Annotated in this window: 24 protein-coding genes, 2 tRNA genes and 2 pseudogenes; 15 read left to right on the top strand and 13 right to left on the bottom strand. The window is 66.8% G+C overall.

The genetic code is table 11. The annotated features are described in order from the left end of the window. The first annotated feature begins 122 nt into the window (after positions 1 to 122). Both EBS11_RS17455 and EBS11_RS17450 read left to right on the top strand, forming a co-directional pair. A tRNA-Pro gene (locus tag EBS11_RS17455) sits at positions 123 to 199 on the top strand. Positions 200 to 293: 94 nt separating this feature from the next. Next, positions 294 to 368: transfer RNA gene (locus EBS11_RS17450), tRNA-Arg, on the top strand. A gap of 32 nt (positions 369 to 400) precedes the next feature. Here the strand turns inward: EBS11_RS17450 and EBS11_RS17445 are convergent. From EBS11_RS17445 to EBS11_RS17435, 3 genes are all read right to left on the bottom strand, one after another. Then, on the bottom strand, positions 401 to 562 hold the full coding sequence (locus EBS11_RS17445) for a hypothetical protein (protein ID WP_290604774.1): 162 nt from the start codon (positions 560 to 562) through the stop codon (positions 401 to 403). Positions 563 to 690: 128 nt separating this feature from the next. Further along, the gene (locus tag EBS11_RS17440) at positions 691 to 1,254 is read right to left on the bottom strand and encodes a PEP-CTERM sorting domain-containing protein (protein WP_290604773.1); all 564 of its coding nucleotides are present in this window, start codon (positions 1,252 to 1,254) and stop codon (positions 691 to 693) included. Positions 1,255 to 1,525: 271 nt separating this feature from the next. Further along, a complete protein-coding gene (locus EBS11_RS17435) occupies positions 1,526 to 2,098 on the bottom strand; it encodes a GbsR/MarR family transcriptional regulator (protein WP_290604772.1) in 573 nt (190 codons plus the stop codon). 118 nt (positions 2,099 to 2,216) lie between these two features. On the opposite strand from EBS11_RS17435, the gene cydD reads away from it, so the two are divergent. The 5 genes from cydD to cydX all read left to right on the top strand — a co-directional run bounded on the left by cydD (position 2,217) and on the right by cydX (position 8,606). Continuing rightward, positions 2,217 to 3,905, top strand: a complete 1,689-nt coding sequence (gene cydD, locus EBS11_RS17430) for a thiol reductant ABC exporter subunit CydD (protein ID WP_290604771.1) — start codon at positions 2,217 to 2,219, stop codon at positions 3,903 to 3,905. Then, positions 3,902 to 5,584: an ATP-binding cassette domain-containing protein gene (locus tag EBS11_RS17425; protein ID WP_290604770.1), complete on the top strand. Its 1,683-nt coding sequence runs from the start codon at positions 3,902 to 3,904 to the stop codon at positions 5,582 to 5,584. Before cydD ends, EBS11_RS17425 begins: the two co-directional genes overlap by 4 nt. Positions 5,585 to 5,715: 131 nt before the next feature. Continuing rightward, positions 5,716 to 7,293, top strand: coding sequence for a cytochrome ubiquinol oxidase subunit I (locus EBS11_RS17420; protein WP_290604769.1), 1,578 nt, complete (start codon positions 5,716 to 5,718; stop codon positions 7,291 to 7,293). A gap of 12 nt (positions 7,294 to 7,305) precedes the next feature. Continuing rightward, positions 7,306 to 8,460, top strand: a complete 1,155-nt coding sequence (gene cydB, locus EBS11_RS17415) for a cytochrome d ubiquinol oxidase subunit II (protein WP_290604768.1) — start codon at positions 7,306 to 7,308, stop codon at positions 8,458 to 8,460. Between the two features lie 20 nt (positions 8,461 to 8,480). Continuing rightward, a complete protein-coding gene (gene cydX, locus EBS11_RS17410; RefSeq protein ID WP_290604767.1) occupies positions 8,481 to 8,606 on the top strand; it encodes a cytochrome bd-I oxidase subunit CydX in 126 nt (41 codons plus the stop codon). A 74-nt stretch (positions 8,607 to 8,680) separates the two neighbouring features. Here cydX and EBS11_RS17405 read toward each other — a convergent pair whose 3' ends face one another. Next, positions 8,681 to 8,908 carry a hypothetical protein gene (locus EBS11_RS17405; RefSeq protein WP_290604766.1) on the bottom strand — a complete coding sequence of 76 codons (228 nt, stop codon included), beginning with the start codon at positions 8,906 to 8,908 and terminating at the stop codon, positions 8,681 to 8,683. A 170-nt stretch (positions 8,909 to 9,078) separates the two neighbouring features. Here EBS11_RS17405 and EBS11_RS17400 point away from each other — a divergent pair. Next, positions 9,079 to 9,264, top strand: a pseudogene (locus EBS11_RS17400) (IS1595 family transposase); the annotation flags it as partial. 62 nt (positions 9,265 to 9,326) lie between these two features. On the opposite strand, the gene EBS11_RS17395 reads toward EBS11_RS17400, so the two are convergent. Next, positions 9,327 to 9,506, bottom strand: a complete 180-nt coding sequence (locus tag EBS11_RS17395) for a hypothetical protein (RefSeq protein ID WP_290604765.1) — start codon at positions 9,504 to 9,506, stop codon at positions 9,327 to 9,329. 165 nt (positions 9,507 to 9,671) lie between these two features. Between EBS11_RS17395 and EBS11_RS17390 the strand changes: the two genes are divergently transcribed. Beyond that, positions 9,672 to 10,391: a hypothetical protein gene (locus EBS11_RS17390; RefSeq protein ID WP_290604764.1), complete on the top strand. Its 720-nt coding sequence runs from the start codon at positions 9,672 to 9,674 to the stop codon at positions 10,389 to 10,391. 22 nt (positions 10,392 to 10,413) lie between these two features. Here the strand turns inward: EBS11_RS17390 and EBS11_RS17385 are convergent, their stop codons facing one another. Further along, complete coding sequence (locus EBS11_RS17385) at positions 10,414 to 10,788, bottom strand: DUF1294 domain-containing protein (protein WP_290604763.1); 375 nt, start codon at positions 10,786 to 10,788, stop codon at positions 10,414 to 10,416. 59 nt (positions 10,789 to 10,847) lie between these two features. Beyond that, positions 10,848 to 11,414, bottom strand: a complete 567-nt coding sequence (locus EBS11_RS17380) for a methylated-DNA--[protein]-cysteine S-methyltransferase (protein ID WP_290604762.1) — start codon at positions 11,412 to 11,414, stop codon at positions 10,848 to 10,850. A gap of 136 nt (positions 11,415 to 11,550) precedes the next feature. Here EBS11_RS17380 and EBS11_RS17375 point away from each other — a divergent pair, with 136 nt between their 5' ends. Beyond that, on the top strand, positions 11,551 to 12,312 hold the full coding sequence (locus EBS11_RS17375) for a nucleotidyltransferase domain-containing protein (protein WP_290604761.1): 762 nt from the start codon (positions 11,551 to 11,553) through the stop codon (positions 12,310 to 12,312). Here EBS11_RS17375 and EBS11_RS17370 read toward each other — a convergent pair whose 3' ends face one another. After that, complete coding sequence (locus tag EBS11_RS17370; RefSeq protein ID WP_290604760.1) at positions 12,313 to 14,550, bottom strand: TonB-dependent siderophore receptor; 2,238 nt, start codon at positions 14,548 to 14,550, stop codon at positions 12,313 to 12,315. 309 nt (positions 14,551 to 14,859) lie between these two features. On the opposite strand from EBS11_RS17370, the gene EBS11_RS17365 reads away from it, so the two are divergent. Further along, positions 14,860 to 15,705 (top strand): hypothetical protein, encoded by an 846-nt coding sequence (locus EBS11_RS17365; RefSeq protein WP_290604759.1) that lies wholly within the window; start codon positions 14,860 to 14,862, stop codon positions 15,703 to 15,705. Between the two features lie 18 nt (positions 15,706 to 15,723). Here the strand turns inward: EBS11_RS17365 and EBS11_RS17360 are convergent, their stop codons facing one another. The 4 genes from EBS11_RS17360 to EBS11_RS17345 form a co-directional block, all read right to left on the bottom strand. Next, positions 15,724 to 16,122, bottom strand: coding sequence for a hemerythrin family protein (locus tag EBS11_RS17360; RefSeq protein WP_290604758.1), 399 nt, complete (start codon positions 16,120 to 16,122; stop codon positions 15,724 to 15,726). 312 nt (positions 16,123 to 16,434) lie between these two features. Further along, positions 16,435 to 16,590, bottom strand: a complete 156-nt coding sequence (locus EBS11_RS17355) for a hypothetical protein (protein WP_290604757.1) — start codon at positions 16,588 to 16,590, stop codon at positions 16,435 to 16,437. 165 nt (positions 16,591 to 16,755) lie between these two features. Continuing rightward, positions 16,756 to 16,941 (bottom strand): hypothetical protein, encoded by a 186-nt coding sequence (locus EBS11_RS17350; protein WP_290604756.1) that lies wholly within the window; start codon positions 16,939 to 16,941, stop codon positions 16,756 to 16,758. Between the two features lie 127 nt (positions 16,942 to 17,068). Beyond that, positions 17,069 to 19,603, bottom strand: coding sequence for a sulfite reductase flavoprotein subunit alpha (locus EBS11_RS17345; RefSeq protein ID WP_290604755.1), 2,535 nt, complete (start codon positions 19,601 to 19,603; stop codon positions 17,069 to 17,071). Between the two features lie 303 nt (positions 19,604 to 19,906). Here EBS11_RS17345 and EBS11_RS17340 point away from each other — a divergent pair, with 303 nt between their 5' ends. From EBS11_RS17340 to EBS11_RS17325, 4 genes are all read left to right on the top strand, one after another. Further along, entirely contained in the window at positions 19,907 to 20,419 is a 513-nt protein-coding gene (locus tag EBS11_RS17340; RefSeq protein WP_290604754.1) for a sigma-70 family RNA polymerase sigma factor, read from the top strand. Beyond that, complete coding sequence (locus EBS11_RS17335) at positions 20,406 to 21,395, top strand: FecR domain-containing protein (RefSeq protein ID WP_290604753.1); 990 nt, start codon at positions 20,406 to 20,408, stop codon at positions 21,393 to 21,395. The genes EBS11_RS17340 and EBS11_RS17335 overlap by 14 nt, the downstream gene beginning before the upstream one ends. A 97-nt stretch (positions 21,396 to 21,492) precedes the next feature. Further along, entirely contained in the window at positions 21,493 to 23,898 is a 2,406-nt protein-coding gene (locus EBS11_RS17330) for a TonB-dependent siderophore receptor (RefSeq protein ID WP_290604752.1), read from the top strand. Positions 23,899 to 24,003: 105 nt separating this feature from the next. Further along, positions 24,004 to 26,340, top strand: a complete 2,337-nt coding sequence (locus EBS11_RS17325; protein WP_290604751.1) for a TonB-dependent siderophore receptor — start codon at positions 24,004 to 24,006, stop codon at positions 26,338 to 26,340. Positions 26,341 to 26,404: 64 nt separating this feature from the next. Here EBS11_RS17325 and EBS11_RS17320 read toward each other — a convergent pair. Continuing rightward, a pseudogene (locus tag EBS11_RS17320) lies at positions 26,405 to 26,530 on the bottom strand (IS1595 family transposase); the annotation flags it as partial.

Raw genomic sequence — 26,530 nt, 5'->3', positions numbered from 1 at the left:
GGCCTTGCCCGCCTTGCCCTGAACGTTTTCGAGCAGGCTGAGCGGGCAGGGCGATAGTTATTTCCATCTAATTTGCCTATGGCAATTGACGAAATTGGGTGGGGGCGTTATTATCTTGTCTTCGGAGTGTGGCGCAGCCCGGTAGCGCACCTGGTTTGGGACCAGGGGGTCCAAGGTTCGAATCCTTGTACTCCGACCAAAGTCATAAGCGGGCTGTCAGAGATGACAGCCCGTTTTCTATTCCGCGCAGCCATTTCATTGCTGACGCGCATGGATTAAAATACTGCACCTTTCCGCCCATCGTTCAACGGATAGGACAACGGTCTTCTAAACCGTGAATGGGGGTTCGATTCCCTCTGGGCGGACCAGTTTCATACTGGCCATTTCCCTGCGTGCCGCTTCACGGCCGCGCAAACAATACCTCACTCAGCAAATACAGCAGCGGCGGCGCGCACAACAGCGCGGACCATAGCGGCCGCATTTTCTTGCGCGCCAGCTGCGTCAGACGCAGCCGTTCGCGCACGGGCAGTCGCGTGCGCGTCTGGAATGGTGGCTTGTGCATGCATGCTCTCCCGCATGATCGATGAAGTCATCGAGCATAGCGGGAGAGGTATCAATGCGCCGTAAAAAGAAGGCGGCGTGGCGTCTACGCGGCGTAAAAAATGGCTGGCGCCGTCCGCGCCGTGTCTGTCAGGACGAGCGGCGCCGCGCCATCCAGCCCAGCAATCCCAGGCCGGCCAGCAGCATGGCATAGCTTTCAGGTTCCGGCACGGCGGAAGTGAAGGCCCTGTAGTTGCTCAGGTCCTTGGGCAGGCCTGTCACCGTGAAGGTGCTGCCGGCAGCCAGGGGCGTGGCCCAGTGGAATACCAGCTCGCCCTGGCCGAAGTGGATGGCCAGGTAGTCATAGGCGGCCGCGCTTGTATAGGAATTGACGCCCCCGCTCATGCCCGCCGTGGTGCCGGCCGTGCAGCCCGAGGTGGGATTGTCGCAAGCCGAGACGGCGGCGCCCAGGCTGGTGCCGAACAGGCTGTTGAGATATCCCTGGATGGCCGCGGGACTCTGCGGCACGAGATTATCGTCATAGTATTTCACCACCAGTGCGGGCGACGGGGTGTAGGTGACGGTGCTGCCGGCCACGATGAAACCGCTGGCCGGCCCCACGTCCACCCACGTGGCCGCTTGCGCCGTGCCGGCCAGGACGGCCACGGCGGTCAGCATGGATGCCTTGAGGGCAATGCTCTTTATGTTTTTCATGGAAATCCCCTTGTACTTGAGACAGTCGCTTCATTGCGTCGGGACGCATCCCTGCATGCCGGGGAGGTCATCCCGTTGCCAGTTTGCTGCGCGTAGCGAGTACGCATATGCAAGCTTAGTCTTGATGAAAATTAATACAATTTAAATAATGCTATTGGTGAAGTTGATAACATCGCATACGGCTATGTCCGATTGATCCGGCGAGGCGGGGAGGGGCGTGGCTATCCGCGCCGGGCCGTGCCGGCGGCTGTCTGTAGCGCAGGGGAGGGGGTCAGTCGCTGTTGTTGCCGACGCCGAACAGGCGATCCTTGGCGTTGAGCAGTTTTTGCACCTTGGCGCCCATTTTCATCAGCTGCGCCATCGACTCGGGCGACAGGCGCTGCAAGTCGTCGAACCAGGTATTGGCCAGGTCGACCAGTTCATACATTTCACGCATGCGCTCCTGCGCGTACTGGTCCACGGGTTCCGTGGCCGGCGCCAGCAGCGATTCGCGCAACACCGTCAGGGTGGGCGCCACTTCGCGGCGGCGCCGCTCGGCAGCCACCACGCGGAAGATTTGCCATACATCGCCCAGCGAGGAAAAATACTCGCGCCGGTCGCCGGGAATGCGCGACTGGCGGATCAGGCCCCAGCCCTGCAATTCCTTCAGGCCGATGCTCACGTTCGAGCGCGAAAAACTCAGGTGTTCCGCAATTTCATCCGCGTGCAGGGGATGCTCGGCGACAAACAGCAGCGCGTACACTTGGCCCACGGTGCGGTTGAAGCCCCAGCGGCTGCCCATCTCGCCGAGATGGCTGACGAAGGTCAGGATCAGCGGCGTCATCTGGATATTTTGAGTTTTCATAAGTGTTTGGATTTTTTCACGGCATACTGGCCGGGTCAATTGATATATGTCATGTTTCGCAGTATTATACAAAAAATCGAATTTACAGAAAATTCTGAAAACTCAAGAAGTATAAAATATGCCGACTGCGCCATTGTCCTTGCCCCGCTTTGTCCTTCCCCGTATTGCCAGCCTGGTGCAAGGGGGCGCCGCCTTGCTGTGGCTGCCCCAGGCGGCCTTGCTGGCCGGGGCGGTGCAAGCCATGCTCGATGGCGCGGGCTGGCGCGCCGCGCTGGCGCCGGCGGCCGGCGTGTTGCTGCTGGGCATGCTCAGGGCCGCGGCCGAGGCGTGGGGCGCGCGGCGCATGTACGGCGCGGCGCGCGCCCACCTGTCGACCCTGCGCGCCCACGTGGCGCAGGCGCTGGCCCGCCGTTCGCCGCTGGACCGCCAGCGCGCCCAGTCGGGCCAGGCGGCCAGCGTCATGGCCGAGCAGGCCGAGGCCATCGTGCCCTACCTGGTGCGCTACCGGCCGGCGCGCTGGAAGGTGATGCTCGTGCCGCTCGTCATCCTCGCCGTGGTGGCGCCCCTGTCGTGGATCGCCGCCCTGATCCTGCTCATCGCCGCGCCGCTGATTCCCGTCTTCATGGCCCTCGTGGGCATGGGGGCGCAGGCGGCCAGCCGCGCGCAGATGGTGGAAATGGGCAGCATGAACGCCTTTCTGCTGGACCGCCTGCGCGGCCTGGCCACCCTGCGCGCGCTGGGCGCCGTGGACGCCACGGCCGAGCGGCTCGCTGCCTCGTCGCAATCCGTGCGCCGGCGCACGATGGTGGTCTTGCGCATCGCCTTTTTATCGTCCGCCGTGCTGGAACTGTTTTCCGCCCTCGGTGTCGCCATGGTGGCCGCCTACATCGGCTTTTCCCTCCTGGGCAGCATTCATTTCGGCACCTGGGGCAGGGAGCTGAGCCTGGGGCAAGGCCTGTTCATCCTGCTGCTGGCGCCCGCCTTCTTCGAGCCGCTGCGCGAACTGGCCGCCGTCTGGCACGACAAGGCGGCCGGCGAAGCGGGCCTGGCCGGCCTGCACGACCTGGCCGGTGACGGCGTGCCGCTGCCCGGCGCCCAGGTGGCTGTCGCCGCCGTCTCCGCCGCCGCCATGGCCGTGGCAGCGGCGCCCGGCATTGACATTCGTCAATTATCGTTTGCCCATCCCGGCGAGGCGCCCGTGTTCGACGGCTTCGACCTGCACGTGCGCCCCGGCGAACACGTGGCCCTGCTGGGCGCCAGCGGCGCGGGCAAGACCACCTTGTTATCCTTGCTGGCCGGCCTGCTGCCTGCCGGCGGCGGCGAGATCCGCATCGGCGGCGTGCGCCTGAACGACGCCAGCGTGAATACCTTGCGCCAGCGCATGGCGTGGATGGGCCAGCGGCCCCACGTGTTTGCCGCTTCCGTCAGCCAGAACGTGACCCTGGGCCGCGCGGGCGCCAGCGCCGCGCAAGTGACGCAGGCGCTGCACCTGGCCGACCTGGCGCAGGTGGCGCAGGCACAGCCGGCCGTCATGCTCAGCGACGGGGGGCAGGGCTTGTCGGGCGGCGAAGCCGTGCGCCTGGCCCTGGCCCGCGTGGCCCTGCATCCGCATGCGGACGTGCTGCTCGTCGATGAACCGACGGCCCACCTGGACAGCGAAACGGCGGCCCGCGTGACGGACGCCCTGCTGGCCCTGGCGCAAGGCAAGACCATGCTCGTCGCCACGCACGACCCCGTGCTGGCCGGGCGCCTGCAGCGCAGCGTGCTGGTCGATGCCCGGGCGCAGTCACAGGAGGCGCGCGCATGAAAAACTCGCTCCTGTTAAATCCCGTCCTGCGCCAGTTGCTGCTGGCCCAGCCCGGCAAGCTGATCGCGGGCGCCATGCTGGCGGCCCTGACGGCGCTGGCCGGCATGGCCTTGCTCGGCCTGTCCGGCTGGTTCATCACGGCCACCTCGGTTGCCGGCCTGCACGCCTCGACGGCCATCGTCTTCGACGTATTCGGACCATCGGCCGGCATCCGCCTGCTGGCCATCGGCCGCACGGGTTCCCGTTACGCGGAGCGCCTCGTCACGCACGATGCCACGTTTGCCGCGCTGGCGCATATCCGCGTGCAGCTGTTCCGTGGCTGGTCGCGTCCCGAGGCGGCCAGCCGCCTGCTGCGCCAGCCCGCCAAGCTGCTGTTCCGCCTGACGGCCGACATCGACGCCCTCGAATCGCTGTATCTGCGCCTGCTGGTGCCCGCTTTCACGGCCCTGTGCGCGGCCCTGCTGGCGGGCGTGGCGCTGGGCCTCATGCGGTGGCAGCTGGGTGTCGGCGTGGCCGCATGGCTGCTGGCCGCCGGCGGCGGCATCGGCTGGCTGGCGGCCCGCCGCGCGCGCCGCCCGGCCATCGTGCGTAGCCGCGCCATCGAAAAATTGCGCTCCAACACCATCGACCTGGTGGCGGGCCAGACGGACCTGGTGATGGCCGGCCGCATCGATGCCCAGTGCGCCGCGCTGGCGCAGATCGACCGGTCCCTGGCGCACGCCGATGTTGCCCTGCAGCGCCTGGAAACGTCCGCCGGCGCCGCGTATGGCGTGGCCGGCAGCGTGACCTTGGCCGGCGTGCTGCTGGCCGTGGCCGCGCTGGTGCAGCAGCAAGCGCTGGACGTGCCGCTGGCGGCCCTGGCCCTGCTGATCGCCCTGACGGCCGTGGAACCGTTTGCGGGACTGCGCCGCGGCGCGCTGGAAGCGGGACGCATGCTGCTGGCCATGCGCCGCCTGGCGCCGCGCCTGGACCGGCAAGACCTTGCGGCGCCGCCCGTCGATGCGGCGCCTGGCTTGCATCTGGAGCACGTCAGTGCAGCGCACGCGGGCAGCCGGGCGGCCATCCTGCACGACATTTCCCTGCATATCGGCGCCGGCGAGCGCGTGGCCTTGATCGGCCCCAGCGGCGCGGGCAAGTCCACCTTGCTGGCCCTTGCCGCGCGCGAGCTGGCGCCGCTGGCGGGCACGGTCCGTGCGGGGCGCGCCTGCCTGTTTACCCAGCGTACCGAATTATTCCAGGACAGCGTGCGCGACAACCTGCGCCTGGCCGACCCGTCCGCCAGCGACGCGCGCCTGTGGCAGGCGCTGCACGCGGCCGGCCTCGAGGACGAGGTGCGGGCCTTCGCGGGCGGCCTCGACACCATGCTGGGCGAAGGCGGCCTGGGCCTGTCGGGCGGGCAGGCGCGGCGCCTGGCGCTGGCGCGTTTGTTCCTGCATGAATCAGATGTATGGCTGCTGGACGAGGCCACCGAGGCGCTCAATGCGCAGACGGCGATCGATGTCTTGCAGCGCCTGCGCGCGCGCAGCGAAAGGCGCAGCTTGCTGATCGCAACCCACCTGCGGCGCGAAGCGGCGCTGGCGGACCGGCTGGTGAGCCTGCGCGGCGGACGCATCGTCGGCGACGCACGGCGCGGCACGCCGGCCTACGAGGCGGCGCTGGCCGCCCTGCGCGGCGATTGACGAAGAACAAGGAAGAACAGGGGAGACACAGGGGGCGCTGCCTGACCGCTTTACAACAGCGGCGCCAATCGAACAGCATCAGATAGATACCAAGTTTACAATTACAGCAGGGAAACACCAAGGGAAATCATATGGACTTCGATATTGTCGCCTTATCCAGACTGCAGTTTGCGCTGACAGCTCTGTACCACTTTATATTCGTTCCGCTGACGCTGGGCCTGTCAGTGATCCTCGCCATCATGGAGACGGTCTACGTGATGACGAACCGACCCATCTGGCGCGACATGACCAAGTTCTGGGGTGTCTTGTTCGGCATCAACTTCGCCATGGGCGTGGCGACGGGCATCGTCATGGAATTCCAGTTCGGCATGAACTGGAGCTACTACAGCCATTATGTGGGCGACATTTTCGGCGCGCCGCTGGCCATCGAAGGCTTGATGGCCTTCTTCCTGGAGGCGACCTTCGTCGGCCTGTTCTTCTTCGGCTGGGACAAGCTGTCGAAGCGGGGCCACCTGGTGACCACCTGGCTGGTGGCCATCGGCTCGAACTTCTCGGCCCTGTGGATCCTGATCGCCAACGGCTGGATGCAAAATCCCGTCGGCGCGGCCTTCAACCCGCAGACCATGCGCATGGAAGTGAGCGATTTCGGCGCCGTGCTGACCAATCCCGTGGCACAGGCAAAATTCGTGCACACGGTATCGGCCGGCTATACGGCGGCGGCGGTGTTCGTGCTGGGGATTTCCGCCTGGTACCTGCTGAAAGGCCGCCACGTGCAGCTGGCCAAGCGCTCGATGACGGTGGCCGCCTCGTTCGGCCTGGCCGCCTCGCTGTCGGTGGTGGTGCTCGGCGATGAAAGCGGCTACCTGTCGTCGGAACATCAGAAGATGAAGCTGGCCGCCATCGAAGCCATGTGGACCACGGAGCCGGCGCCAGCCGCCTTCACGGCCTTCGGCTTCCCTGACGAAAAGGCCCGTGAGACGCACTACGCCGTGCACATCCCCATGGTCATGGGCTTGATCGGCACGCGTTCGCTGACGACGGAAATCCCCGGCATCGAACAGCTCGTCGAGCGCGGCGAACTGCTGATACGCGACGGCATCAAGGCGTATGACGCGCTGCAGACCATCCGCGGCGTGGCGCCAGGCAGTCCCGTGCCGCAGGAGGCGAAGGACATGTTCGAGTCGAAAGGCCAGTCCATGGGCTATGCCCTGTTGCTGAAACGCTACGTGGACGATCCGCGCCAGGCCACGCCGGAGCAGATCCGCAAGGCCGCGCTCGACACCGTGCCGCCCGTGGCGCCCCTGTTCTGGTCCTTCCGCGTGATGGTGGGCCTGGGCATGTTCTTCATCTTGCTGATGGGGACCTTCTTCGTGCTGTCGACGCGCCGCACCCTGGACAAGCACCGCTGGCTGCTGAAGCTGGCCGTGTTCGCCATTCCGCTGCCGTGGGTGGCCATCGAGGCGGGCTGGATCGTGGCCGAAGTGGGCCGCCAGCCGTGGGTCATCGAAGGCGTGCTGCCGACGGCCGTGGCCGTGTCCAACCTGGGCGCGACGACCCTGCTGCTCACGATCGCCGGCTTTGCCGCCATCTATACCGTGCTGTTGATTATCGAAATGAAGCTGCTGCTCAAGGCCATCCGCAAGGGGCCGGAAGAGACGGCGCCGGCGCCCGCGCCAGCGGCCCCGGCCATTCGTACCCAACACGCCTAAGGAGGGCAGACCATGATTTTGCATGAAATGATTTCTTACGAAACACTGCGCCTGATCTGGTGGCTGCTGATCGGCGTGCTGCTGATCGGCTTTGCCATCACGGACGGCTTCGACCTGGGCACGGGCATCCTGCTGCCCTTCGCCGGCAAGACGGACCTCGAGCGCAGGGTCATCATCAACAGCATCGGTCCCGTATGGGAAGGCAACCAGGTGTGGCTGATCCTCGGCGGCGGTGCCATCTTTGCCGCCTGGCCGCAGCTGTACGCCGTCTCGTTCTCGGGCTTCTACCTGGCCATGTTCGTCATCCTCGTGGCGCTGATCATCCGTCCCGTGGCCTTCAAGTTCCGCAGCAAGCGCGAAGATCCCCGCTGGCGCGCCCGCTGGGACGCGGCCCTGTTCGTGGGCGGTTTCGTGCCGGCCCTGATCTGCGGCGTGGCCATCGGCAACGTGCTGCAAGGCGTGCCGTTCCGTTTCTCGCCGGACATGCACATCTTCTATGACGGCAGCTTCTTCGCGCTGCTCAACCCGTTCGCGCTGCTGTGCGGCCTCGTCTCGGTGGCCATGCTGGTGATGCATGGCGCCACCTGGCTGCAAGTGAAAACGGACGGCGCCGTGGCGGACCGTTCGCGCAACTACGGCAGCGTGGCGGCGCTGGCCACCGTCGTGCTGTACGCGCTGGCCGGCGTGGCCCTGTGGCTGTGGGTCGATGGCTACCGCTTCACCAGCACGGTGCTCGTCGATGGCCCGTCGAATCCGCTGCTGAAAACGGCGGAAGTGCACGCGGGCGCCTGGTTCCTCAACTTCGCCGCCCATCCGTGGACGTGGATCGCCCCCGCGCTGGGCTTGCTGGGCCCCTTGCTGGCCTTCGCCTTCCTGCGCGCGCGCCGCGAAGTGCCTGCCCTGCTGGCCAGCGCGGCCAGCATCGCCGGCATCATCCTCAGCGTGGGCGCGGCCATGTTCCCGTTCATCCTGCCTTCGTCGATCGACCCGCGCGCCAGCCTGACGGTATGGGATTCCTCGTCCAGCCACCTGACCCTGTTCATCATGCTGGTCGTCACGGCCGTCTTCATCCCCCTCATCGTGGCGTACACCACCTGGGTGTACAAAGTGCTGTGGGGCAAGGTTGACGGCAAGGCCATTGCCGACGACAGCGGTCACGCTTACTAAGTTTAAGAAAGGAAATCATTATGTGGTATTTCGCCTGGATACTGGGTCTGCCGCTGGCGGCGACCTTCGCCGTGCTCAATGCGATGTGGTACGAAATCGCCGACGGCGACACGACGCCCGAACAGTACCGCGATACGCGCGACTAGACTGAGCGCCCGCCGGCGTGACTGGCCCCGCCCCGTGCGCCTGCATGGGGCGGGGCTTTTGCTTTTGATGAAGGTCAAAGCAAGATGAAATTGTCCCGGATGCGCAGCTTCATGCCGCGCGGCGCGTCGGCACCGGCCGCCACGGCCCAGGCCGTGATCCATTGCGCGCAGCGTTCGCGCGCCGGCGCATCGGCCAGCGCTCCATTCAGGCGCCGCAGGCGCGCGTCGGCCTGGTCGATGCGCCGGGCCAGGTACAGGCGCTGATCCATGGGGTCCGTCTTCTTGCTGTAATGCTGCATCATGGCACTCCCTTTCCGCGTGGTCACTTCCTTGGGCGATGGCATAGCCATCTACGCGCGGGCGCGCCGTTCGGATTCAGGGGAAGATAAAAAAGGCTTTGTCCCCGTCAAATAGGGGAGCTCACGGTATGGCTGAGGTCTAACTGAGTGGACCAGCCAGCCGGGAGCACCGCATGCAAGCAGCCGAATGGAAACGTTTTATCGCCCAGTTTGCCAATCTGAGCCGGCGCCAGCGCCTGGCCGGTATCGCCTTGCGGCATGGGGCCGTATCGCCGGATGCCGCCGTGGCACTGCTCGAAAGCGTGGCCCGGCAACGCTTGCATTGCCCCGTCTGCCAATCCGCACACTGTCACCGCCATGACTTGATGGTGACATCGCCATAAAAAATGCCACCGCGAGGGTGGCAGGCGGGCTGGCGCTCTCAGGCGGGCGTCTTGGGGGCAGGTTTGGGCGTGGCGATGGCGATCGGGTCGCTGGCCGGAAAGCTTTCCTTCAGCGCTTCATCGAGGATTTCCTCGGCGTGGCTTTCGCTGGCCGGCGTGGGCGAATCGCGCTCCGGCGGCGGTGCGGGTGCGGTGGCGGCATTGGTGCTCGATTGCATGGTGATCCCCTCGCGGTTGTGCGCCATGCGGCCAGGATGGCCATGGCGCGGGCTGACGCTTCCAGCCTAGCACATCGCGCAAAAAAGGCGCGCCCGCCGCGCTTGCCAGGCTGGGCAATGGCGGCGTCTGCTACACTGCGCTCCACTTTGATCCACGGAACCGCCATGACTTCCCTCCCTTTGCCTTACCGCGCTACCACCCTTGAAGCCTGTGCCTGGCTGGCCGAACAGACAGGTTCGCCGTGGACCCTGGCGCGCCTGCTGGAGCAGGGCGGCGCGCCGTACGTGTGGCTCGACTACAGCGAGGAATGGGCCGAGCTGTTCCAGGATGGCGTGACGCGCTATGCGGCGCCCGTCGTGTTTATTGGCGACAAGCAGCACCTGGCCTCGGGCGCGGGCGACGTCTGGCTGCGTTTTACGCGCGATTCGGGCAACCTCGCCATCGAACTGAAGGCGCCGGGCTTGCGCGTGCCGCTGGACGGCCTGCACTTCCAGGAACGCGACCTGTTGCGTTTGCTCAAGGAATTGCAGCAGCCGCAGCCGGATGAGGCGGCGGAAAAGGCGGCGCCCGTCGTCCTGCCCAGCGCCCTGAAAGGCCTGGGCCGCGAACAGATCCTGCTTGCCTTCGCCGGCGTGGGCAAGGTCGACCTGGACAAGGGGCTGGCCAGCGGCGTGGGCATCTTTGGCGACGATGGCGCCCGCGTGCGCAAGAATTCGCGCGGCGGCAAGAACAGCCACCTGTGGCATCCGGTGACGCTGGCGTTCGGCCTGCACGACGTGCACCGCGTGCCGATGGCGCACCTGAAGAAGGCCTTCGCCACGCAGCCGCTGCTGCGCGAGTGGAAGGCGGACTGGCTGGAGTCGCTGCGCCTGCTGGGCGAGTGAGCGGCCGGGCGCTTCTTGCGCCCTACAGTTCGATGGGCGCCACGTCCGTGCCGATGTCCGGCGCCGCGTAATGCATGCTGAAGTACACGAAGGCGCCGATATTGAGGGCGACCGTGATCCAGAACAGGGTGCGGAACGAGCGCTTGCTCGACTTGTGGCGCAGCCATTGCTGGGCCAGCACGGCGCCCGGCCAGCCGCACAGCAATCCCAGCAGCAGCAGGGTGCGTTCCGACGTGCGCCAGCGGCCCCCTTTGGCGGCCGATTTGTCGATGGCATAGGCCACGAAGCAGCTGATGCTCAGCACGCCATACACGAGGGCGACCAGGGCGGGAATATGGAAAAAGAAGATGGCCAGCAAATACAGGATGGCAAAGAACAGGATGGACAGGTAGGGCATAGGATGGGCAGGCGTGAACGGAAGGCGCGAGTATCCCACAAGGGGAGCGAGCCTGCCTGCTAAAACAGGCAGCCCTGCGCCGTATCGACGTGCACGGCGCGGCGCCGGGCGTGGCCCGTCTTCAGGGCTTCGCGGTCGCTGGACAGGGAAATGCCTTCCAGCGCCAGTAAAGTTTCCTTGGCGTGTAAGCCGCCCGCAAAGCCCGTCAGCTCGCCCGTGGCGCCGATGACCCGGTGGCAGGGTGCGATGATGGAAATGGGATTCTTGCCGTTGGCGGCGCCCACGGCGCGCACGGCGGAAGGGCGGCCGATCTGGCGCGCGATCTCGCCATAGCTGCGCGTCTGGCCATACGGTATCGTCAGCAGCGCGCGCCAGACGTCCTGCTGGAAGGGTGTGCCGGCGAAATCGAGCGGCACGTCGAAGCATTGCAGCGTGCCGGCAAAATACGCCGCCAGCTGGCGCGCCGTTTCCTGCAGCACGGCACAGCCTTCATCGACGCGCATCTGGCCCAGGCGCACGCGGTTGGGCTTGTCGTTTTCCCACAAGATGGCGGCCAGGGCCGCGCCGCGCGCCACCAGGGTCAGCTCGCCCACGGGCGAGGGCACCACCATGCATCTGTATTCCATGTCTGTTCCTTGGTCAGGCCGCCTGGGCGAACGCCGTGCTGAATGAGATAGCGCCAGTGTAGCAGGATGGCGGACGCATGGCAGCCACCTGCCTATTGCGGGTAGGATAGTGTTTTTTCGGCACGGAGAACCGGCTTTGACGACCATCCCCACCTACGACACCATCCGCGCCATCGCCGCGCGGCTGGTGCAGCGGCAGTATCCCACGGCCGTGGCGGCCATCATCGGCGGCTCGTTCGCCACGGGCCGGCCCACGCCCACTTCCGACATCGACCTGCTGCTCCTGTTCGAGCACGTCGACTGCGCCTGGCGTTCCACCATCGTGGCCGAGGGGCGCACGGTGGAACTGTTCGCGCACGATCTGGCCACGTTCACGTATTTCTGCAAGGAAATGGATGCGCCGGGCGGCACGGTGCCGCTGGCGCGCATGGTGCTGGAAGGGGAAAACATCGTCGCGTCCGGCCCGCGCCATGCGCAGCTGCTGGCGCTGGCGCAGGCCATCGATGCGGCAGGGCCGCCCGTGCTCGACGGGGAGACCCTGCTGCGGCGCCGCTACGCCATCACGACCCTGCTGGAAGACCTGGTCGACAGCCGGCACCCGGGCGAGGCGCTGGCCGTGGCCTGCCAGCTGTATGAGGCGCTGGCCGACCTGCGCCTGCGCGCGGCCGGCGCATGGAGCGGCGGCGGCAAGCACCTGTTCCGCCGCCTGCAGGCGTTCGATGGGGCCGTCGCCGTCCAGCTCGATGGCGCGCTGCGCCTGGTGGCCAGCGACTTGCCGGCCGGGCAGCGCGCGTTCGCGCAGCTGGCCGCCGCCGTGCTGGCGCCCGTGGGCGGACCCCTGCTGGAAGGCTTCCACCTGCCGGCGCCCGCGCACTGGCGCAGCGACCCTGCAGCGTGATCAGTAGGTGCCGCGCAGGGACAGGCTGACGTTGCGCGGTTCGCCCCAGAACACGCCGTCGAAGAAGCCCACGTTGCGGTAGTATTTCTTGTCCAGCAGGTTGTCCACGTTCAATTGCACGCTGGCATGCTTGTTGAGCGCATAGCTGGCCATGGCATTGAGCAGCGCATAGCCCGCCTGCGGGATGTTGGCGACGTCCCCGGACGGCGGGCGGCCATACCACGCTTCGCTGTAGGTGGCGCTTTGCGCCGTCATGCTGGCGCCGGCCCGCAAGCCGTTCAGCTGGCCGTCGAAGCGGTAGCTGGTGGCCAGGCGGAACAGGTGGCGCGGCTGCGTGGTGGCGGCGCGGCGCCCGTCCGCCTCGGCCGCATGCAGGTAGGTGTAGCCGCCGCTCGCTTCCCACGCGGGCGTGAGCTGGCCGGACACGTCGAACTCGATGCCCCTGGCCGTGACGCCGGCCCCGTTGGCCACCATGGCCTGGCTGCCGTCGGGCAGCAGGAAGCCGGGCGGCACCGTGCGGTCCAGTTCCGCCAGGTTCTTTTTCTGCGTGTGGAACAGGGCGGCCGACGCGTTCAGCTTGCCCTCATAGAATTCGCCCTTGATGCCCAGCTCCGCGTTGTCGCCCGTTTCCGGCGGCAAGAACTTGTCGTTGCGGTCCTTGCTCGTCTGCGGGTTGAACAGCTGGGTAAAGCTGGCATACGCAGAATATTGCCGGTTGAGGTCGAACACGGCGCCCACGTAGGGCGTGACTTCATTGCGCGTTTCCGCAAAGTCGGCGCTGCCCGTGTACGCGCCCCGCGTATCGTAGCTGCGCGTATCCGTGCGGTAGGTGCTGCTGCGCGCGCCGATGATCAGGTGCAGCGGATCGGCCAGGCTCAGCCGCGTGGCCACGTAGGCGCCCGCCAGGCGCGTGACCGTTTCCGTGCGGGAGCCGTCCGCGTGGAAGACGGGACGGGGAATGTTGCCCGTCCAGCTGCGGTAGTCTGGGATGAAGTCGGGATAGGCGATTTCCGCCTCGCCGCCCAGCGAACGGGCGCGCTGGTTGCCGCCGTTCCAGCCGACGATGGCCGTGTGCTTGCGTCCCAGCAAGGTGAACGGCCCGCTGGCGTACACGTCGAAATTGTCGCTGCTGCTCTTGCCCGGGCCCCAGGCGCCCGTCCACAGGCGCATGCCTGCGCCCGTGGCGGGGTCGGGATGGCCCGCGCCCGCGTAGGCGACGGTGGTGCGGTTCGTGCTTTCCGTGCGCGCATAGCCCAGGTGTAGATTCCAGTTGCCGGGCAGGCGCTGATACAGCGACGTGAACACGGTATGCTGCTTGTTGGCCCAGGTACTCCACGGCGTCGTGAAACTGGTGTTGCGCGGCAAGTTCGCCAGGCTGCCGTCCGCATTCCAGTAGGGCACGGCGCCCCAGGTGGCGCCCGTCGGCTGGTTGTCCTGGAAGTCGACGCCGGCCGTCAGCAGGGTGCCGGGACGCAAGTCCGCCTCGAGGATGGCCATGCCCACCGTCTTGCGTTCGTGGTACATGTCCAGGTAGGAATCGCGTTTTTGCCAGGCCAGGGCGGCGCGGGCGCGCACGCTGCCATCCCCGTTCAGGGCGCCGGAGACGTCCGCTTCCAGGCGCTGGTCGTTCCAGCGGCTGACGATGAGGCCGGCGCTGGCCTGGAAGGTCTTCGTCGGCCGCTTGCGCACCATGTTGATGGTGGCCGACGGGTCGCCCTTGCCGCCCATCAGGCCCGTGGCGCCACGGATCACTTCGATGCGGTCGTACAGGATCGTGTCTTGCAGTGGCGCATTGCCGCCCCGCGGCATGCCGTCGATCTGGAGATTGTTGATGCCGAAGCCGCGCGCATAAAACGTCGTGCGCTCCGTGTCATTCTGGCCCACCTGGATGCCCGTCGTTTGCGCCAGCGCCTGGTCCAGGCGCACGGCGCCCAGGTCGTCGAGCAGCTGGCGCGTGATGACGCTGACCGATTGCGGCGTTTCGCGCAGGGACAGGTCCATGCGCGTGGCGCTGCGCGCCTCGCCCGCCGTGTAGGAGCCTGTGCCTTCCGTGCTGGCCGTCGACTGGCCCAGTACGGTGACGGCGGGCATGGTCATGTCGGCCGGCGCGGCATCGGCAGCCCGGGCCGGCAGGGACGCGCCGGCGGCAAGGGCCAGCAGGGCGGCCGGCAGCAGGCGGGGGAGGGGGCGCAAGGCGGGCTGGCGCGAAGAAGAGAAGACGGTAGTCGATTGCATCATTTTCCTGGCATATTTTTAGTCGTGAGGGTTCCTATCGCGTCTGGCGCATGGCGCAGTAGCTGGGGGATGGCGGGAGGCTGGCCCGGGGTCTGGCTCGGATAGCGGTTCCGGCGCGCGGGGCGCGGGAGGGACGTGCGTGCGATTCCTGTCACATTTCGTGAATAAGAATCATTATCAATATAGGGGGTATTTGCCAATTAAGCAAGCGTGCGCACCAGAAGAGTGCATGCCGGCCGTGGACGGCGCGTTGGCGGGGCTTCTGCGATAATGCAGACGCTGACAAAATATTTTCCTATTTGAAAGAATTGCATGCGTACATGGATAGCCTGTGCAGGGTGGTGGTGTGTCGTCTCGCTGGGCCAGGCCCAGGAGCACGCGCCGCCGCCGGCTGTTCCCGCGCCGCCGGCCAGCGCCAGTGCTGCGGCCTCGGCCGCCAGCGAGGCCGCGCCGCCTGCCGCCGCGCCGGCCGGCGAGCCCGCCTCCGCGGCGGAAGCGTTGCCGCCGCAAACGGTGACGATCACGGCCAATGGCGACGCCAAGCCGCCCCGCATACGTTTCACGGCTTACCGCGACAGCTACCTGACGGCCAGGAAGGTCTGGCAAGTGTCGAGCGGCAACGTGGTCATGGCCTTGCGCCTGATTCCGGCCAAGCTCAGCGCCACCATCGACGACGTGCGCGTGGCCCTGCAGGGCAATGGCCCGCCGATTCCCATCAAGGTGTCGGAAGGGGGCGTGTTCGTCGTGCCCCTGAATGACGATATCGCGGCCCAGGACGGTACTTTCCTCGTCAACAAGGGCAAGGGAGAGTTGACGGCGAACATCGTCATCCAGCCCTCGGTTGCGCGCGACGCGTGGAATGTCACGCGCATCGGCCAGGTCCTGCACGACGCCCGCCGCGCCGTGCGGGCCATCACGCCGTGGTACAAGCGGCCGTTCGCCAGCGAGGTGCAGGCACTGGCCTTTTGCGCGGCCGAGACGGGCAGCGCGCTGCGCCTGATGGATGGCGAGCAGCTGATTGCCACCCTGCCCATGAACGAGCCGGCCGTCAACGACATCAACCAGCCCGTGTTCTGCAAGATCTTCGATGGCGAAGATAAATACCCGGGCCACTACCGCGTCGTGCTGCCCGAGCAGGCCACCGTGCTGCTGCTGTAGGACGGGCGCGGGCGGCGCTCAGTGGGGCTGGCGCTGCGCCAGTTCCAGCGCCGCGGCCAGGGCCAGGTCCATGGTGGCCTGGTGAAAGATCAGCCATTGCGGCAACAGCGACAGCGCGTGGCGCCCCTGTGCCAGGTCGCCTTCGTCGACGGCGGCCCAGGCATGGTGCAGGCCGCTGAGCACCCGCGCATGCTGTTCGCGGTGGTTCGCCAGCGAAGGAAAGCCGATTTCCTCCATCAAGTCTTCCTCTTCCCGAAAATCGCGTTCGACGGCCGCGATCAGGTCGCGGAACGCCGCGCTGAAATGCTGGTCGCCCAGCTGCGACAGCCGCCCCAGTTCCAGAAACAGCGCCTCATGCGCCTCGTCGATGGCGGGCACGCCCAGTGCCATCTCTTCTTTCCAATGCGAATCATGCATGCCGAACCTCCCCGTTGAACCCGTCCCGATGCGAGCCGGGCTGTTCCAGTGTGGGCGCAGGAACGCGGTAAATCCATGATCTGGATCAAAAGTATGGTGAAGAACGGGAGGGAAGAAGCAAGCTGGAGCAGGGGGGAGCCAGGGAACACTATCCCACCCGCAACAAAGCGGTTTCAACGATGCGTACCCTTGGCGGGCAATAGGCGGGCGCCGCCAAACGACACTGCCGGCGAGGCGCCGTGCCGACGGCAATACGCCTGTGCGGCGCGGCGCGGCAACGCAGCCGGCGGCGTTTTTCAGCCGCGCGCAGGCCTATTGCTTGGGCCAGCGGGCCCACATGCCTTGCGCATCCACGTTCGGCACCTGCAACTGTTGCCCGGCCGACGTCTGCATGGCATCCCGCAACACCAGCGGTATCAGCAGCAGCGCCGAGAGGGCAAGGCAGACCAGCACTTTGAGCGTCAACATGGTCGTCTCCTGATGAGCCGGTGGCGGCGCGGGGGTGCGGCGCCTGCCGGTCACTTCAATCGCGTGCTCATATCTTTACTACCATGCTTGCAGTTTAGTTCATTTGATTGAAACTTCAACTAGTTGCTGTGATGCACTGCACCAGTTTGCCTGCCCGTCGCCCGCTTACCTGGCTTTGCGGCGCTTGCGCGGCTGGCCCGCCGCCGGCAGGAAGGAGTCGAACCACACTTGCGTCAGCTGCCGCGTATTCTTCGCCGCCTCGCGTTTGACGGCCGCCGTGGCCTGGCCGCGCGCCGTGTTGGCGATGCGGTTGGCGGCGCTCAGGTACATGCTCATCCAGGGGTTTTTCATGGGGGACCTCGCAGCTGGTGGGTGGGGCGGCAGGCTTGCCGCCATGTGCCCACTCTAGTCCCGTGGCGCTATTTCACCGTTCGCCGCCGCACACAGGGCGGCGGCAGGCAAGGTGCTTTGATGTGGCTCAATACACGTCGCGGCGGTAGCGGCCGGCGGCCAGCAGGGCGTCGACGCCGTCCTGGCCCAGCACTTCCTGCAGCACAGCATCGACACCGGCCGCCATGCCGTGCAGGCTGCCGCACACGCAGACGATGGCGCCCTGTTCCAGCCAGGCGCGCAATGCGCCGGCGCTGGCGCGCAAGCGGTCCTGCACGTATTCGCGCGCGTCCCCGGCGCCGTCGCGCGAGAAGACGCGGTCCAGGCGCGCCAGGTGGCCATTGTCCAGCCAGCCCTGCAACTCCGCGTCGCAGATGCTGTCAACAGCTTGCTGGCGTTCGCCGAACAGCAGCCAGTTGCGGGCCAGTCCCGCCCGCTGGCGTGCGCGCAGGTGCGCGCGCAGGCCGGCCAGGCCGGAACCGTTGCCGATGTAAATGCAGGGCACGTCCGCCAGGGCAGGGGCGAAGGCGGGATTGGCTTGCAGGCGCAAGCGGATGGCCGCGCCAGGCGGGGCGAAACGCGTGAGCCAGCCGGAAGCGAGGCCATGGCCCTGATTGTTCTCGCCCGCATGGGTTTCCTGGCGCACCAGCAATTGCAGCGCGCCATCGGCCGGCAGCGAAGCGATGGAATAGCTGCGCGGCGCATGGTGGGCGGTATCCCCGTCGCCATCGCTGCCATCCGCATTGCAGGGAATGATTTCGGCCAGCGCGCCCGCTTCCCAGGTCGCCCCGGCCGGGCCGGCCAGGGTGATTTCGTGCAGTTCGCCGCCCAGGCTGCCCGGATTGAGCAGCACGCGGCCCGTCAGATGCCACGTGTCATACGATGCTTCTTCCTGCACGCCGATGGCGTCGATGGCGCTGCCGCTGCAGCGGGCCAGTGCCTGCGACCAGGCGGCCAGGGCGGCGGGATCGTGCTTGTCCACCTCGATCAGCGGGAACAGCGGCGTGGCGCCCAGCGCGTGCAGTTGTTGCTCCAGCGCATGGCCAAAGCCGCAGAAGGCGCTGTAATGGCGGTCGCCCAGGGCCAGTACGCCCACTTCCAGGCCCGCCAGCGGCGTGCCCGGGGTGGCTTGCAGCAGGCGCGCGAAGCGGCGCGTGCCGTCCGGCGCCTCGCCTTCGCCAAAGGTGCTGGCAACGATCAGGGCCCGTTCGTACCGGCGCAATTGGGCGGGATCGAACTGGTCCAGCGATTGCACGTCCACGGCCACGCCCGCCTGCTGCAGGGCGCGCGCGCTTTCCAGGGCCAGGCGTTCGGCCTGGCCCGACTGGCTGGCGTAGGCGACGAGGGTGGGCAAGCCCGTGCCCGCGTTGCCGGGCGTGCCGGCCAGCATGGCGCGCTGCGCCTGCACGGCCCGCTTCGCCTTGCGGCGGCCCAGGTACAGCATCCAGCCCGTGATGGCGAACAGGGGCAGGCCCAGGCTGGCGAGGGTGACGATGATGCGTCCTGGCAAGCCGAAATAGGTGCCCATGTGCAGCGGATAAATGATGTTGACGAGGCGCGCCCCCAGTCCCTGCTGGCTGTACGGCGCGTTATCCGTCACCTTGCCGTCGGCCGGCAGGATGTCCATGCGGCTGCGCGCCCGCTCGTGCGGCGCGTCGGCGGCCAGCCACGTGAATTGCACGGCTTCGTCCGGGCGCGTGGGCAGGCGCACGCTGGCCAGGGTCCAGCCCGGGGCGTGCTGCTGGAAGCTGGTCCAGGCCGGGCCGATGTCGACGGCGGACGCTTCCTTGTTCTCTTTCGGCGGACCTTTCTTGCCCGGCGCCTGCGCCACGCGGGGCGGCTTGCCGGCCCACGCGTCGATATTGTCGCGCACCACGTCATAGCTCCAGTAGATGCCCGTCAGGGTCAGCGCCACGTACACCACCAGGCACCAGGTGCCGGCCACGGCGTGCAGATTCCACAGGAAGGAGCGGCCTTTCAGGGCCGGATCGAAGGTCAGCCACGTGCGCCAGTCCAGCGGACGGCGGGGCCAGCGCAGGTACAGGCCGGACAATGCCAGGCCCAGCAGGCACAGGGCCAGCGCGCCCGCCACCTGCCGGCCCGGATCGCGTGGCAGCAGCAGCCAGCGGTGCAGGGATTCCGTCCATTCGAAAAATTCCGCGCCCGTCAGCGCCGGCTGGGTCGCGCCCGTGTACGGGTGCACATAAATGGATTCGCCGCGCCGCTGGCCATTCTTCGGCGCAAAGAATAAACGGGGCGCCGCGCCCGCTTCCGCATACATGGTGATGGAAGCCACGCGCTGGCCGTGTTCGGCCGCGGCGATGCTGCTTAGCTGGCCCGGCGTCAGCGGCGCGCGCGTTTCCACGGGCACGTGGCGCACGCCGGGGTTCATCAGGTCCAGCAGCTCATCCTTGAAGGCCAGGGTGGCGCCGCTCAGGCCGATGACCACCAGCACCGTGCCGGCCGTGATGCCGATAAACCAGTGCAACTGGAACCACACCTGCTTCCAGCTCCAGTGCCGGCGCGGCGATGCGGCGGCAGCTTGGCGCTGCTGGCGCGCTTCGGGCGCGGCGTCGGCGCTGGCGCGCAGCTGGGGCGGATGCAGGGTAGGGGAGGTGGTCATGAATCGGCTTTCGATAGCGCAGCCATGCAGGGCGTCGGATGGCATGGCAGGGGTGGTGAAGGCTGCTATAGTATCGCAAACGAGAATCATTCGCAAATAATGGCGGGATGCCTTGGCGGCGCAAAATCGCCACGGAATTTGAAAATGATGACATTGATAATTTACATCGCAGTGAAATTGTGTGAAAATAAAAATCATTCTCATTCGTGATCATGAAATGATCAAGCATTCCTGAGCATGAATTCCTGATACCGGCTGACCCACTTGGCAGGCAAGTCCGGCAGCCCTTTTGTCCGTTTGCCCGTGTCCACCATTTCTCCCTCCCTCGATAGCTTCAGCGACCTGTACACCAGCCACCATGGCTGGCTGTATAACTGGCTGTGGCGCAAGCTGGGCTGCCGCGACGGCGCGGCGGACCTGGCGCAGGACACCTTCGTGCGCATGCTGGCCACGCAGTCGGCGGACGGCCTGCGCGAACCGCGCGCCTACCTGAGCACGGTCGCCAACGGCTTGCTGGTCAACCACTGGCGCCGCCTGACCCTGGAGCGCACCTTCCTCGCCGCGCTGGCCAGCCGGCCCGAGCTGACGGCGCCGTCGCCCGAGGAGCGGGCGCTGCTGGTCGAAACCCTGTACCGCATCGATGCCATGCTCGATACCCTGTCGCCGCGCGCCCGCCAGGCCTTCCTGCTGGCCCAGCTCGACGGGCTGACGTATGCGCAGATCGCCGGCCAGCTGGACGTATCGGAACGCATGGTGAAAAAATACATGGCGCAAGCCATGCTGCAATGCATGCTGTGCATGGATGATGCCGCCTGAGCCCGCCTCCGCGCTGCGCCAGGCACCGGCCGACTACGCCATCCTGCAGGAGGCGGCCGAATGGTTCGCCGTGCTGCGCGGGGATGACGTGGCGCCCGCCGACCGGCAAGCGTGGGAGCGCTGGCATGCGGCGTCTCCCGCCCACCGGGCCGCCTGGCGCAGGGTGGAAGCCGTCAGCGCCGAATTCCGCCACTTGCCGGGCGAGCCGGCGCGCCAGGCGCTCGACGAGGCAGGTCCGCGCCGCAGCGCCGTCAAGGGCTTGCTGCTGCTGTGCCTGACGAGCGGACTGGGCGGCGCCATGTTCTGGCGGCGCGATGCGCGCAGCTGGGTCGCCGGCCTGCAAGCGGCGGAACACACCCCCGTCGGCACGATCCGCGAGCTGGCGCTGGCCGACGGCTCGCAGCTGTGGCTGAACACGGCAACTTCCCTCGACATCGACTATGGCGCCGGCTTGCGCCTCATCAAGCTGTATGCGGGCGAAATCCACCTTGCCACAGCACCCGACGGCCGGCAGCCGGCGCGCCCGCTGGTCGTCGACACCGTGCACGGCCGCCTGCGCGCGCTGGGCACGCGTTTCAGCGTGCGGCCGCAGGGTGAGACGACCTTGCTGGCCGTCTACGAGGGCCGCGTCGAGGTGGCGCCCCGCGATGGCGGCACGCCGCGCATCGTGCCTGCCGGCCAGCAGATCCGCTTCGGCGATGGCAGTATCGGCGAGCCGTTCGCCGCCGATCCGAACGGGGCCGCGTGGATCGAGTACCGCCTGCAGCCCGAGCAGATGCGCCTCGACGATTTCCTCGCGCAACTGTCGCGCTACCGGCGCGGCCACCTGGGCTGCGCGCCCGAAGTGGCCCATTTGCGCCTCGTGGGCAGCTATCCGCTGGCCGACACGGACCGCATCCTGGCGGCGCTGGAAGCGACCTTGCCCGTGAAGGTCCGCCGCCTGCACGACTGGTGGGTGACGGTCGAAGCGCGCTGAAAACTGTAAATAAGAATATTTCTCAAAAAGTGGTTCCCTTTTTGAAAAGTTGTTTGGCAAGGTAGAAGTAGCCTGCTCAACACCACATAGGAACGCCGTGCCCCTGTCCCCGTCATCCCTGCCGTTTGCCCGCCGTCTGCTGCCGCTGTCCCTGGCCGCGGCGTTGCTGGCCGTGCCCGCCATGTATGCGATGGCAGCGGCGGCCTCGGATGCGCCGCGCAGCTTCCGCATCGCCGCCGCGCCCCTGGGCCAGGCCCTGCGCCAGTTCGCGGGGCAGGCGGGCATCCTGCTGTCGGCCGAAGGTGGCTTGACGCAGGGCAAGCGCAGCGCCGGGCTGAACGCCACGGTGGCCATCGGCCAGGGCTTGCAGCAATTGCTGGCAGGCACGGGCCTGGTGGCCGTGGCCCTGGCCGACGGCAGTTACATCGTCCGCCTGGCGCCGCCGCCCGTGCGCGCCGACCTGGACGGGGCAGGGGCCGGCCTGCAGGTGCTGGCGCCCGTCACGGTGACGGGCGAGGGCGACGCGGGCTACCGCCGCGCCAGCTCGACGGCCGCCAGCCGCCATGACACGCCCCTGCGCGACACGCCGCAAGCCGTCAGCGTGGTCACGGGCGAGTTGCTGCGCGACCAGGACATGCGCAGCATGGCCGACGTCCTGCGCTACATGCCGGGCGTGGGCACGGCGGCGGGCGAGGGCAACCGCGATACGGCCGTGATGCGCGGCAACAGTTCCACGTCGGATTTCTACCTGGACGGCATGCGCGACGACGTGCAGTATTACCGCGATTTCTACAATATCGAAGCGGTCGAGGCCATCAAGGGGCCGAACGCCCTGGTCTTCGGCCACGGCGGCGGCGGTGGCGTCATCAACCGCAGCAGCAAGCAGCCGCAGTGGACGGATGCCGGCGAAGCAACGGCGAGCCTGGGCGCCTGGCGCAACCGGCGCGCCGCCCTCGACGTGCAGCACCTTGTCGGCAGCGACGTGGCCCTGCGCGTCAATGCCATGGCGGAAAACAGCGATTCGTTCCGCCAGGGCGTCAACGTGCGCCGCAGCGCCATCAATCCCGTCGCGGCCTGGCGCCTGTCGCCGCGCACGACGGTGGTGGCCAGCTATGAACATTTCCGCGACGACCGGGTGACGGACCGGGGCGTGCCATCGTACCGGGGGCGGCCCATCGACACGGACCCGTCCACGTTCTTCGGCATCGCCGGCACCAGCCCGTCCTGGGCCTACATCGATGCGCTGGGCATGACCGTCGAGCATGCACTGGGCAGCGGCGCGAGCGTGCGCAACCGCACGCGCCTGGCCGATTACGACAAGCTGTACCAGAACGCCTTTCCCGGTCCCGTCAGCGCGGACGGCCAGTCCGTGACGGTGCTGGCGTACAACAGCGCGACACGGCGGCGCAACCTGTTCAACCAGACGGACGTCGAGTGGACGGTGGCGGCCGGGACCGTGCAGCACCGGCTGACGGCGGGCGCGGAACTGGGCCGGCAGACGACGGACAATCTGCGCAACACGGGGTATTTCACCACCCTGGGCGACAGCGTCACGCACATCAGCCTGCCCACGTCCCACCCCGTGACGGACTTGCCCGTGACTTTCCGCCCCAGCGCCACGGATGCCGACAACCATGGCGTGGCCGACACGGCCGCCGTGTATCTGCAGGACCAGGTGCGCTTCTCGCCCCAATGGCAAGCCGTCGCCGGCGTGCGCTACGAGCGCTTTGCCGTCGATTTCGTCAACCGGCGCAATGGCGAGCGCCTGTCCCGCACGGATGCGCCATGGTCGCCGCGCGCGGGCCTGATTTACCAGCCGCTGCCCGCCCTGTCGCTGTATGCCAGCCTGAGCCAGTCCTTCCTGCCGCGCGCGGGCGAACAGCTGGCGTCCTTGACGCCCAGCAACGCCGTCTTCGAGCCGGAGCGTTTCCGCAGCGTGGAGGCGGGCGCCAGGTGGGAAGTGACGCCGGACTTGACGGCCAGCGCGGCCCTGTACCGTTTGACGCGCAGCAATGTCGCCGTCACCGACCCGAGCGACAGCACGCGGGCCATGCTGGTCGACGGCCAGCGCAGCGAAGGGCTGGAACTGGACGTCAATGGCAAGGTCTTGCCTGGCTGGCGCATCGCCGGCGGCTATGCCTGGCAGCGCGCCGTGCTGACGGCCACACAATCGGCCACGGCCCTGGCAGGGGCCACGGTGGCGCACGTGCCCAGGCACAGCCTGTCCCTGTGGAATCGCTACGATTTTTCAGGCGCCTGGGGCGCGGCGCTGGGCGTGATCGCCCGCAGCGCCGTGTACGCCTCCGTGTCGAATACGGTGGCGCTGCCCGGCTTTGCCCGCGTCGACGGCGCCGTCTATTTCAAGCCGCAGCCGCGTTTCCAGCTGCAGCTGAACGTGGAAAACTTATTCAACAAGAAATATTACGCTTCCGCCCACAGCAACGACAACATCGCGCCCGGTTCGTCCCGGGCGCTGCGCATGACGGCGCTGTGGCGGTTCTAGTTTTGCAGTCCCCAAGTTTGTAGTACCAAGCAATCAACGAGCCAGCCAACTGCCGGGGGGCAGTAGCCAGCCAATTTATTCCATCCGATATATTGAAAGATAGCGATGACATCGAAAGACAAAGCGGGCGCCACCATCCGCAGCCGCAAGCACCAGACCCCTTCCACGCCGCGCATGCACGGCACGGCCCTGGCCGCGTTCGCCACCCTGGCCATGCCGCTGGCGCTGCACGCGCAAACGACGGACAAGCCGCAGCAGTTGCAGGAAGTTAAGGTCGTGGGCACGGCTGAGCGCCTGATCCAGGCGCCCGTCAAGTCGGCCAACGACAAGCTGACGGCGCCCCTGCTCGATACGCCGAAATCCGTGACGGTGATTCCTGCCGAGATCATTTCGCAAACGGGCGCCGTCTCGCTGACGGATGCGCTGCGCACCGTGCCGGGCATCACCATCGGCGCCGGCGAAGGCGGCAACCCCGTGGGCGACAACCTGTTCATCCGCGGCTACAACGCGCAAACGGATACGTATATCGACGGCATCCGCGACACGGGCTCGCAATCGCGCGAAATCTTTGCGCTGGAACAAATCGAAGTCGTCAAGGGCCCGAACTCGGCCTACGGCGGACGCTCGTCCGCGGGCGGCGGCGTCAACCTGATCAGCAAGACGCCGAAGGCGGAAGACTTCACCAACGCCACCGTGGGCCTGGGCAGCGCCAAGTACCGCCGCGCCACGGCCGACGTCAACCGCGTCATCAGCGACGACGTGGCCGTGCGCCTGAACGTGATGGCGCACGACGCCCACGTGGCGGGCCGCGACTACATCAATGGCGACCGCTGGGGCATCGCGCCGTCCATCACCTTCGGCCTGAAGTCGGCCACGCAGGCGACCCTGAGCTACTACCACATGCAGTCGAGCGAGTTGCCGGACACGGGCTTGCCGTTCAATAACCCGTTCTCCTCGGGCGCGAATGTCTCGAAAAACGGCAACGGCACCCCCGTCAACGTGCCGCGCGACACTTTCTATGGCCTGGTGAACCGCGATTTCCGCGACACGCAGAGCGACATCGGCACCATCGACGTGCGCCACGATTTCGGCAATAAATTGATTTTGCGCAACGTGACCCGCTACGGCAAGACCAGCAACGACTACGTGTGGACCCAGCCCGACGATTCCAAGGGCAACACCATGCTGTACGGCACCGTCTGGCGCCGCGCCAACACCCGCACGACCGATACGCAGGCGCTGGCCAATGCGACCAGCCTGGGCGGCGAATTCCTGGCCGGCGGCGTGAAGAACACCTATACCGTGGGCCTGGAAATCGGCCGCGAAGAAACGGACCGCAGCTCTTATCTGTTTAGTCCTGGCACCAACAACCCGTTGGAAAAAGTCGGCACCAATTGCCCGACCTATGGCGCGGCCACCCTGTATAACTGCGCGCCCTTGCTCAACCCGAACGCCAACGACCCATGGGTCTACACGCGCTCGGTGTCGCCGGCACGCACGAACATCGTCACCAACACGCGCTCCGTGTACGGTTTCGATACGATCGAGTTCACGCCGCAATGGCTGCTGAACGTGGGCATCCGCTGGGATGACTACAAGAGTTCGCTGAACACGCCGCAATACACGCTCGACGGCAAGACCACCGCCGCCACCAGCGCCAATGTGCACGCCACGTTCGCCAGCTACCAGGCGGGCCTGGTGTACAAGCCATCGACCAACAGCAGCGTGTATGTGTCCTACGGCACTTCGTCCACGCCACCGGGCAATGACGGCGGCGACGGCATCGACGGCCTGACGGTCGCCATCCAGAACCTGAAGCCGCAAGAAAGCAAGAGCTTCGAACTGGGCACGAAATGGGAAGTGCTGCCGGGTGGCCGCCTGTCCCTGAGCGGCGCCTATTTCCAGAGCGACATGAGCAATGCGCGCGTGACGGCACCGGACGGCAGCACGCAAAACGTGGGCGACAAGCAAGTCAAGGGCATCGAGCTGGGCTTGAGCGGCAATATCACCAAGGAATGGTCGGTCTTCGGCGGCTACACGCACCTGAACGCCATCGTGGAAAACAATGGCTACGTGACGAATGGCGTCATCAATGGCGTGACGCAGTACGCGCCGTCGCCGTACAACGGCAACCAGTTCCCGACGACGCCGAAGAACAGCGCCTCGCTGTGGACGTCCTACCTGGTGACGCCTGCCATCACGGTGGGCGGCGGCGTGAACTACGTCGACAAGGTCTATGCCAACGTGGCCAACAACAAATATGCCCCGGCCTATACCCGCTTCGACGCCATGGCCAGCTACGTGGTCAGCCGCAACGTGACCCTGCAGCTGAATATCCAGAACCTGACGAACAAGCTGTACTTCGACAAGGTTTCCTCGCCGCACTATGCCGGCGTGGCACCGGGCCGTTCGGCCACCCTGACGGCCAACATGAAGTTCTGATGTTTGCCCGTTTGATGTAGCGCAAGGCGCCGCTCCAGGCCATGGAGCGGCGCTTTTTTTTAGGCTATGTCACCATCAAGTGTGGGAACGCTCCCAACGTTGCTTTCAATAAGGTTTCGGGCGAGCGGATGCGCCCGGCGTCGAGTATCCAGCGCCATCCCAGGTAGTTCGGCAGGTAGCGCGTGGCCAC

The sequence above is a fragment of the Janthinobacterium sp. genome (genome assembly GCF_009923995.1).
In the GTDB taxonomy this organism is placed as follows: domain Bacteria; phylum Pseudomonadota; class Gammaproteobacteria; order Burkholderiales; family Burkholderiaceae_D; genus Janthinobacterium.
This window is presented reverse-complemented; position numbering and strand designations above follow the sequence as displayed.

Excerpts from the sequence above, each read along its gene's own strand:
- EBS11_RS17355 (WP_290604757.1), bottom strand. The coding sequence starts at position 16,590 with ATGTTGACGCTCAAAGTGCTGGTCTGCCTTGCCCTCTCGGCGCTGCTG.
- EBS11_RS17365 (WP_290604759.1), top strand. The coding sequence starts at position 14,860 with ATGCGTACATGGATAGCCTGTGCAGGGTGGTGGTGTGTCGTCTCGCTG.
- EBS11_RS17420 (WP_290604769.1), top strand. The coding sequence starts at position 5,716 with ATGGACTTCGATATTGTCGCCTTATCCAGACTGCAGTTTGCGCTGACA.
- EBS11_RS17445 (WP_290604774.1), bottom strand. The coding sequence starts at position 562 with ATGCACAAGCCACCATTCCAGACGCGCACGCGACTGCCCGTGCGCGAA.
- EBS11_RS17335 (WP_290604753.1), top strand. The coding sequence starts at position 20,406 with ATGATGCCGCCTGAGCCCGCCTCCGCGCTGCGCCAGGCACCGGCCGAC.
- cydB (WP_290604768.1), top strand. The coding sequence starts at position 7,306 with ATGATTTTGCATGAAATGATTTCTTACGAAACACTGCGCCTGATCTGG.
- EBS11_RS17380 (WP_290604762.1), bottom strand. The coding sequence starts at position 11,414 with ATGGAATACAGATGCATGGTGGTGCCCTCGCCCGTGGGCGAGCTGACC.
- cydD (WP_290604771.1), top strand. The coding sequence starts at position 2,217 with ATGCCGACTGCGCCATTGTCCTTGCCCCGCTTTGTCCTTCCCCGTATT.
- EBS11_RS17395 (WP_290604765.1), bottom strand. The coding sequence starts at position 9,506 with ATGCAATCGAGCACCAATGCCGCCACCGCACCCGCACCGCCGCCGGAG.
- EBS11_RS17325 (WP_290604751.1), top strand. The coding sequence starts at position 24,004 with ATGACATCGAAAGACAAAGCGGGCGCCACCATCCGCAGCCGCAAGCAC.
- EBS11_RS17360 (WP_290604758.1), bottom strand. The coding sequence starts at position 16,122 with ATGCATGATTCGCATTGGAAAGAAGAGATGGCACTGGGCGTGCCCGCC.
- EBS11_RS17405 (WP_290604766.1), bottom strand. The coding sequence starts at position 8,908 with ATGATGCAGCATTACAGCAAGAAGACGGACCCCATGGATCAGCGCCTG.
- EBS11_RS17390 (WP_290604764.1), top strand. The coding sequence starts at position 9,672 with ATGACTTCCCTCCCTTTGCCTTACCGCGCTACCACCCTTGAAGCCTGT.
- EBS11_RS17425 (WP_290604770.1), top strand. The coding sequence starts at position 3,902 with ATGAAAAACTCGCTCCTGTTAAATCCCGTCCTGCGCCAGTTGCTGCTG.
- EBS11_RS17350 (WP_290604756.1), bottom strand. The coding sequence starts at position 16,941 with ATGAAAAACCCCTGGATGAGCATGTACCTGAGCGCCGCCAACCGCATC.
- EBS11_RS17435 (WP_290604772.1), bottom strand. The coding sequence starts at position 2,098 with ATGAAAACTCAAAATATCCAGATGACGCCGCTGATCCTGACCTTCGTC.
- EBS11_RS17385 (WP_290604763.1), bottom strand. The coding sequence starts at position 10,788 with ATGCCCTACCTGTCCATCCTGTTCTTTGCCATCCTGTATTTGCTGGCC.
- EBS11_RS17345 (WP_290604755.1), bottom strand. The coding sequence starts at position 19,603 with ATGACCACCTCCCCTACCCTGCATCCGCCCCAGCTGCGCGCCAGCGCC.
- EBS11_RS17440 (WP_290604773.1), bottom strand. The coding sequence starts at position 1,254 with ATGAAAAACATAAAGAGCATTGCCCTCAAGGCATCCATGCTGACCGCC.
- cydX (WP_290604767.1), top strand. The coding sequence starts at position 8,481 with ATGTGGTATTTCGCCTGGATACTGGGTCTGCCGCTGGCGGCGACCTTC.
- EBS11_RS17370 (WP_290604760.1), bottom strand. The coding sequence starts at position 14,550 with ATGATGCAATCGACTACCGTCTTCTCTTCTTCGCGCCAGCCCGCCTTG.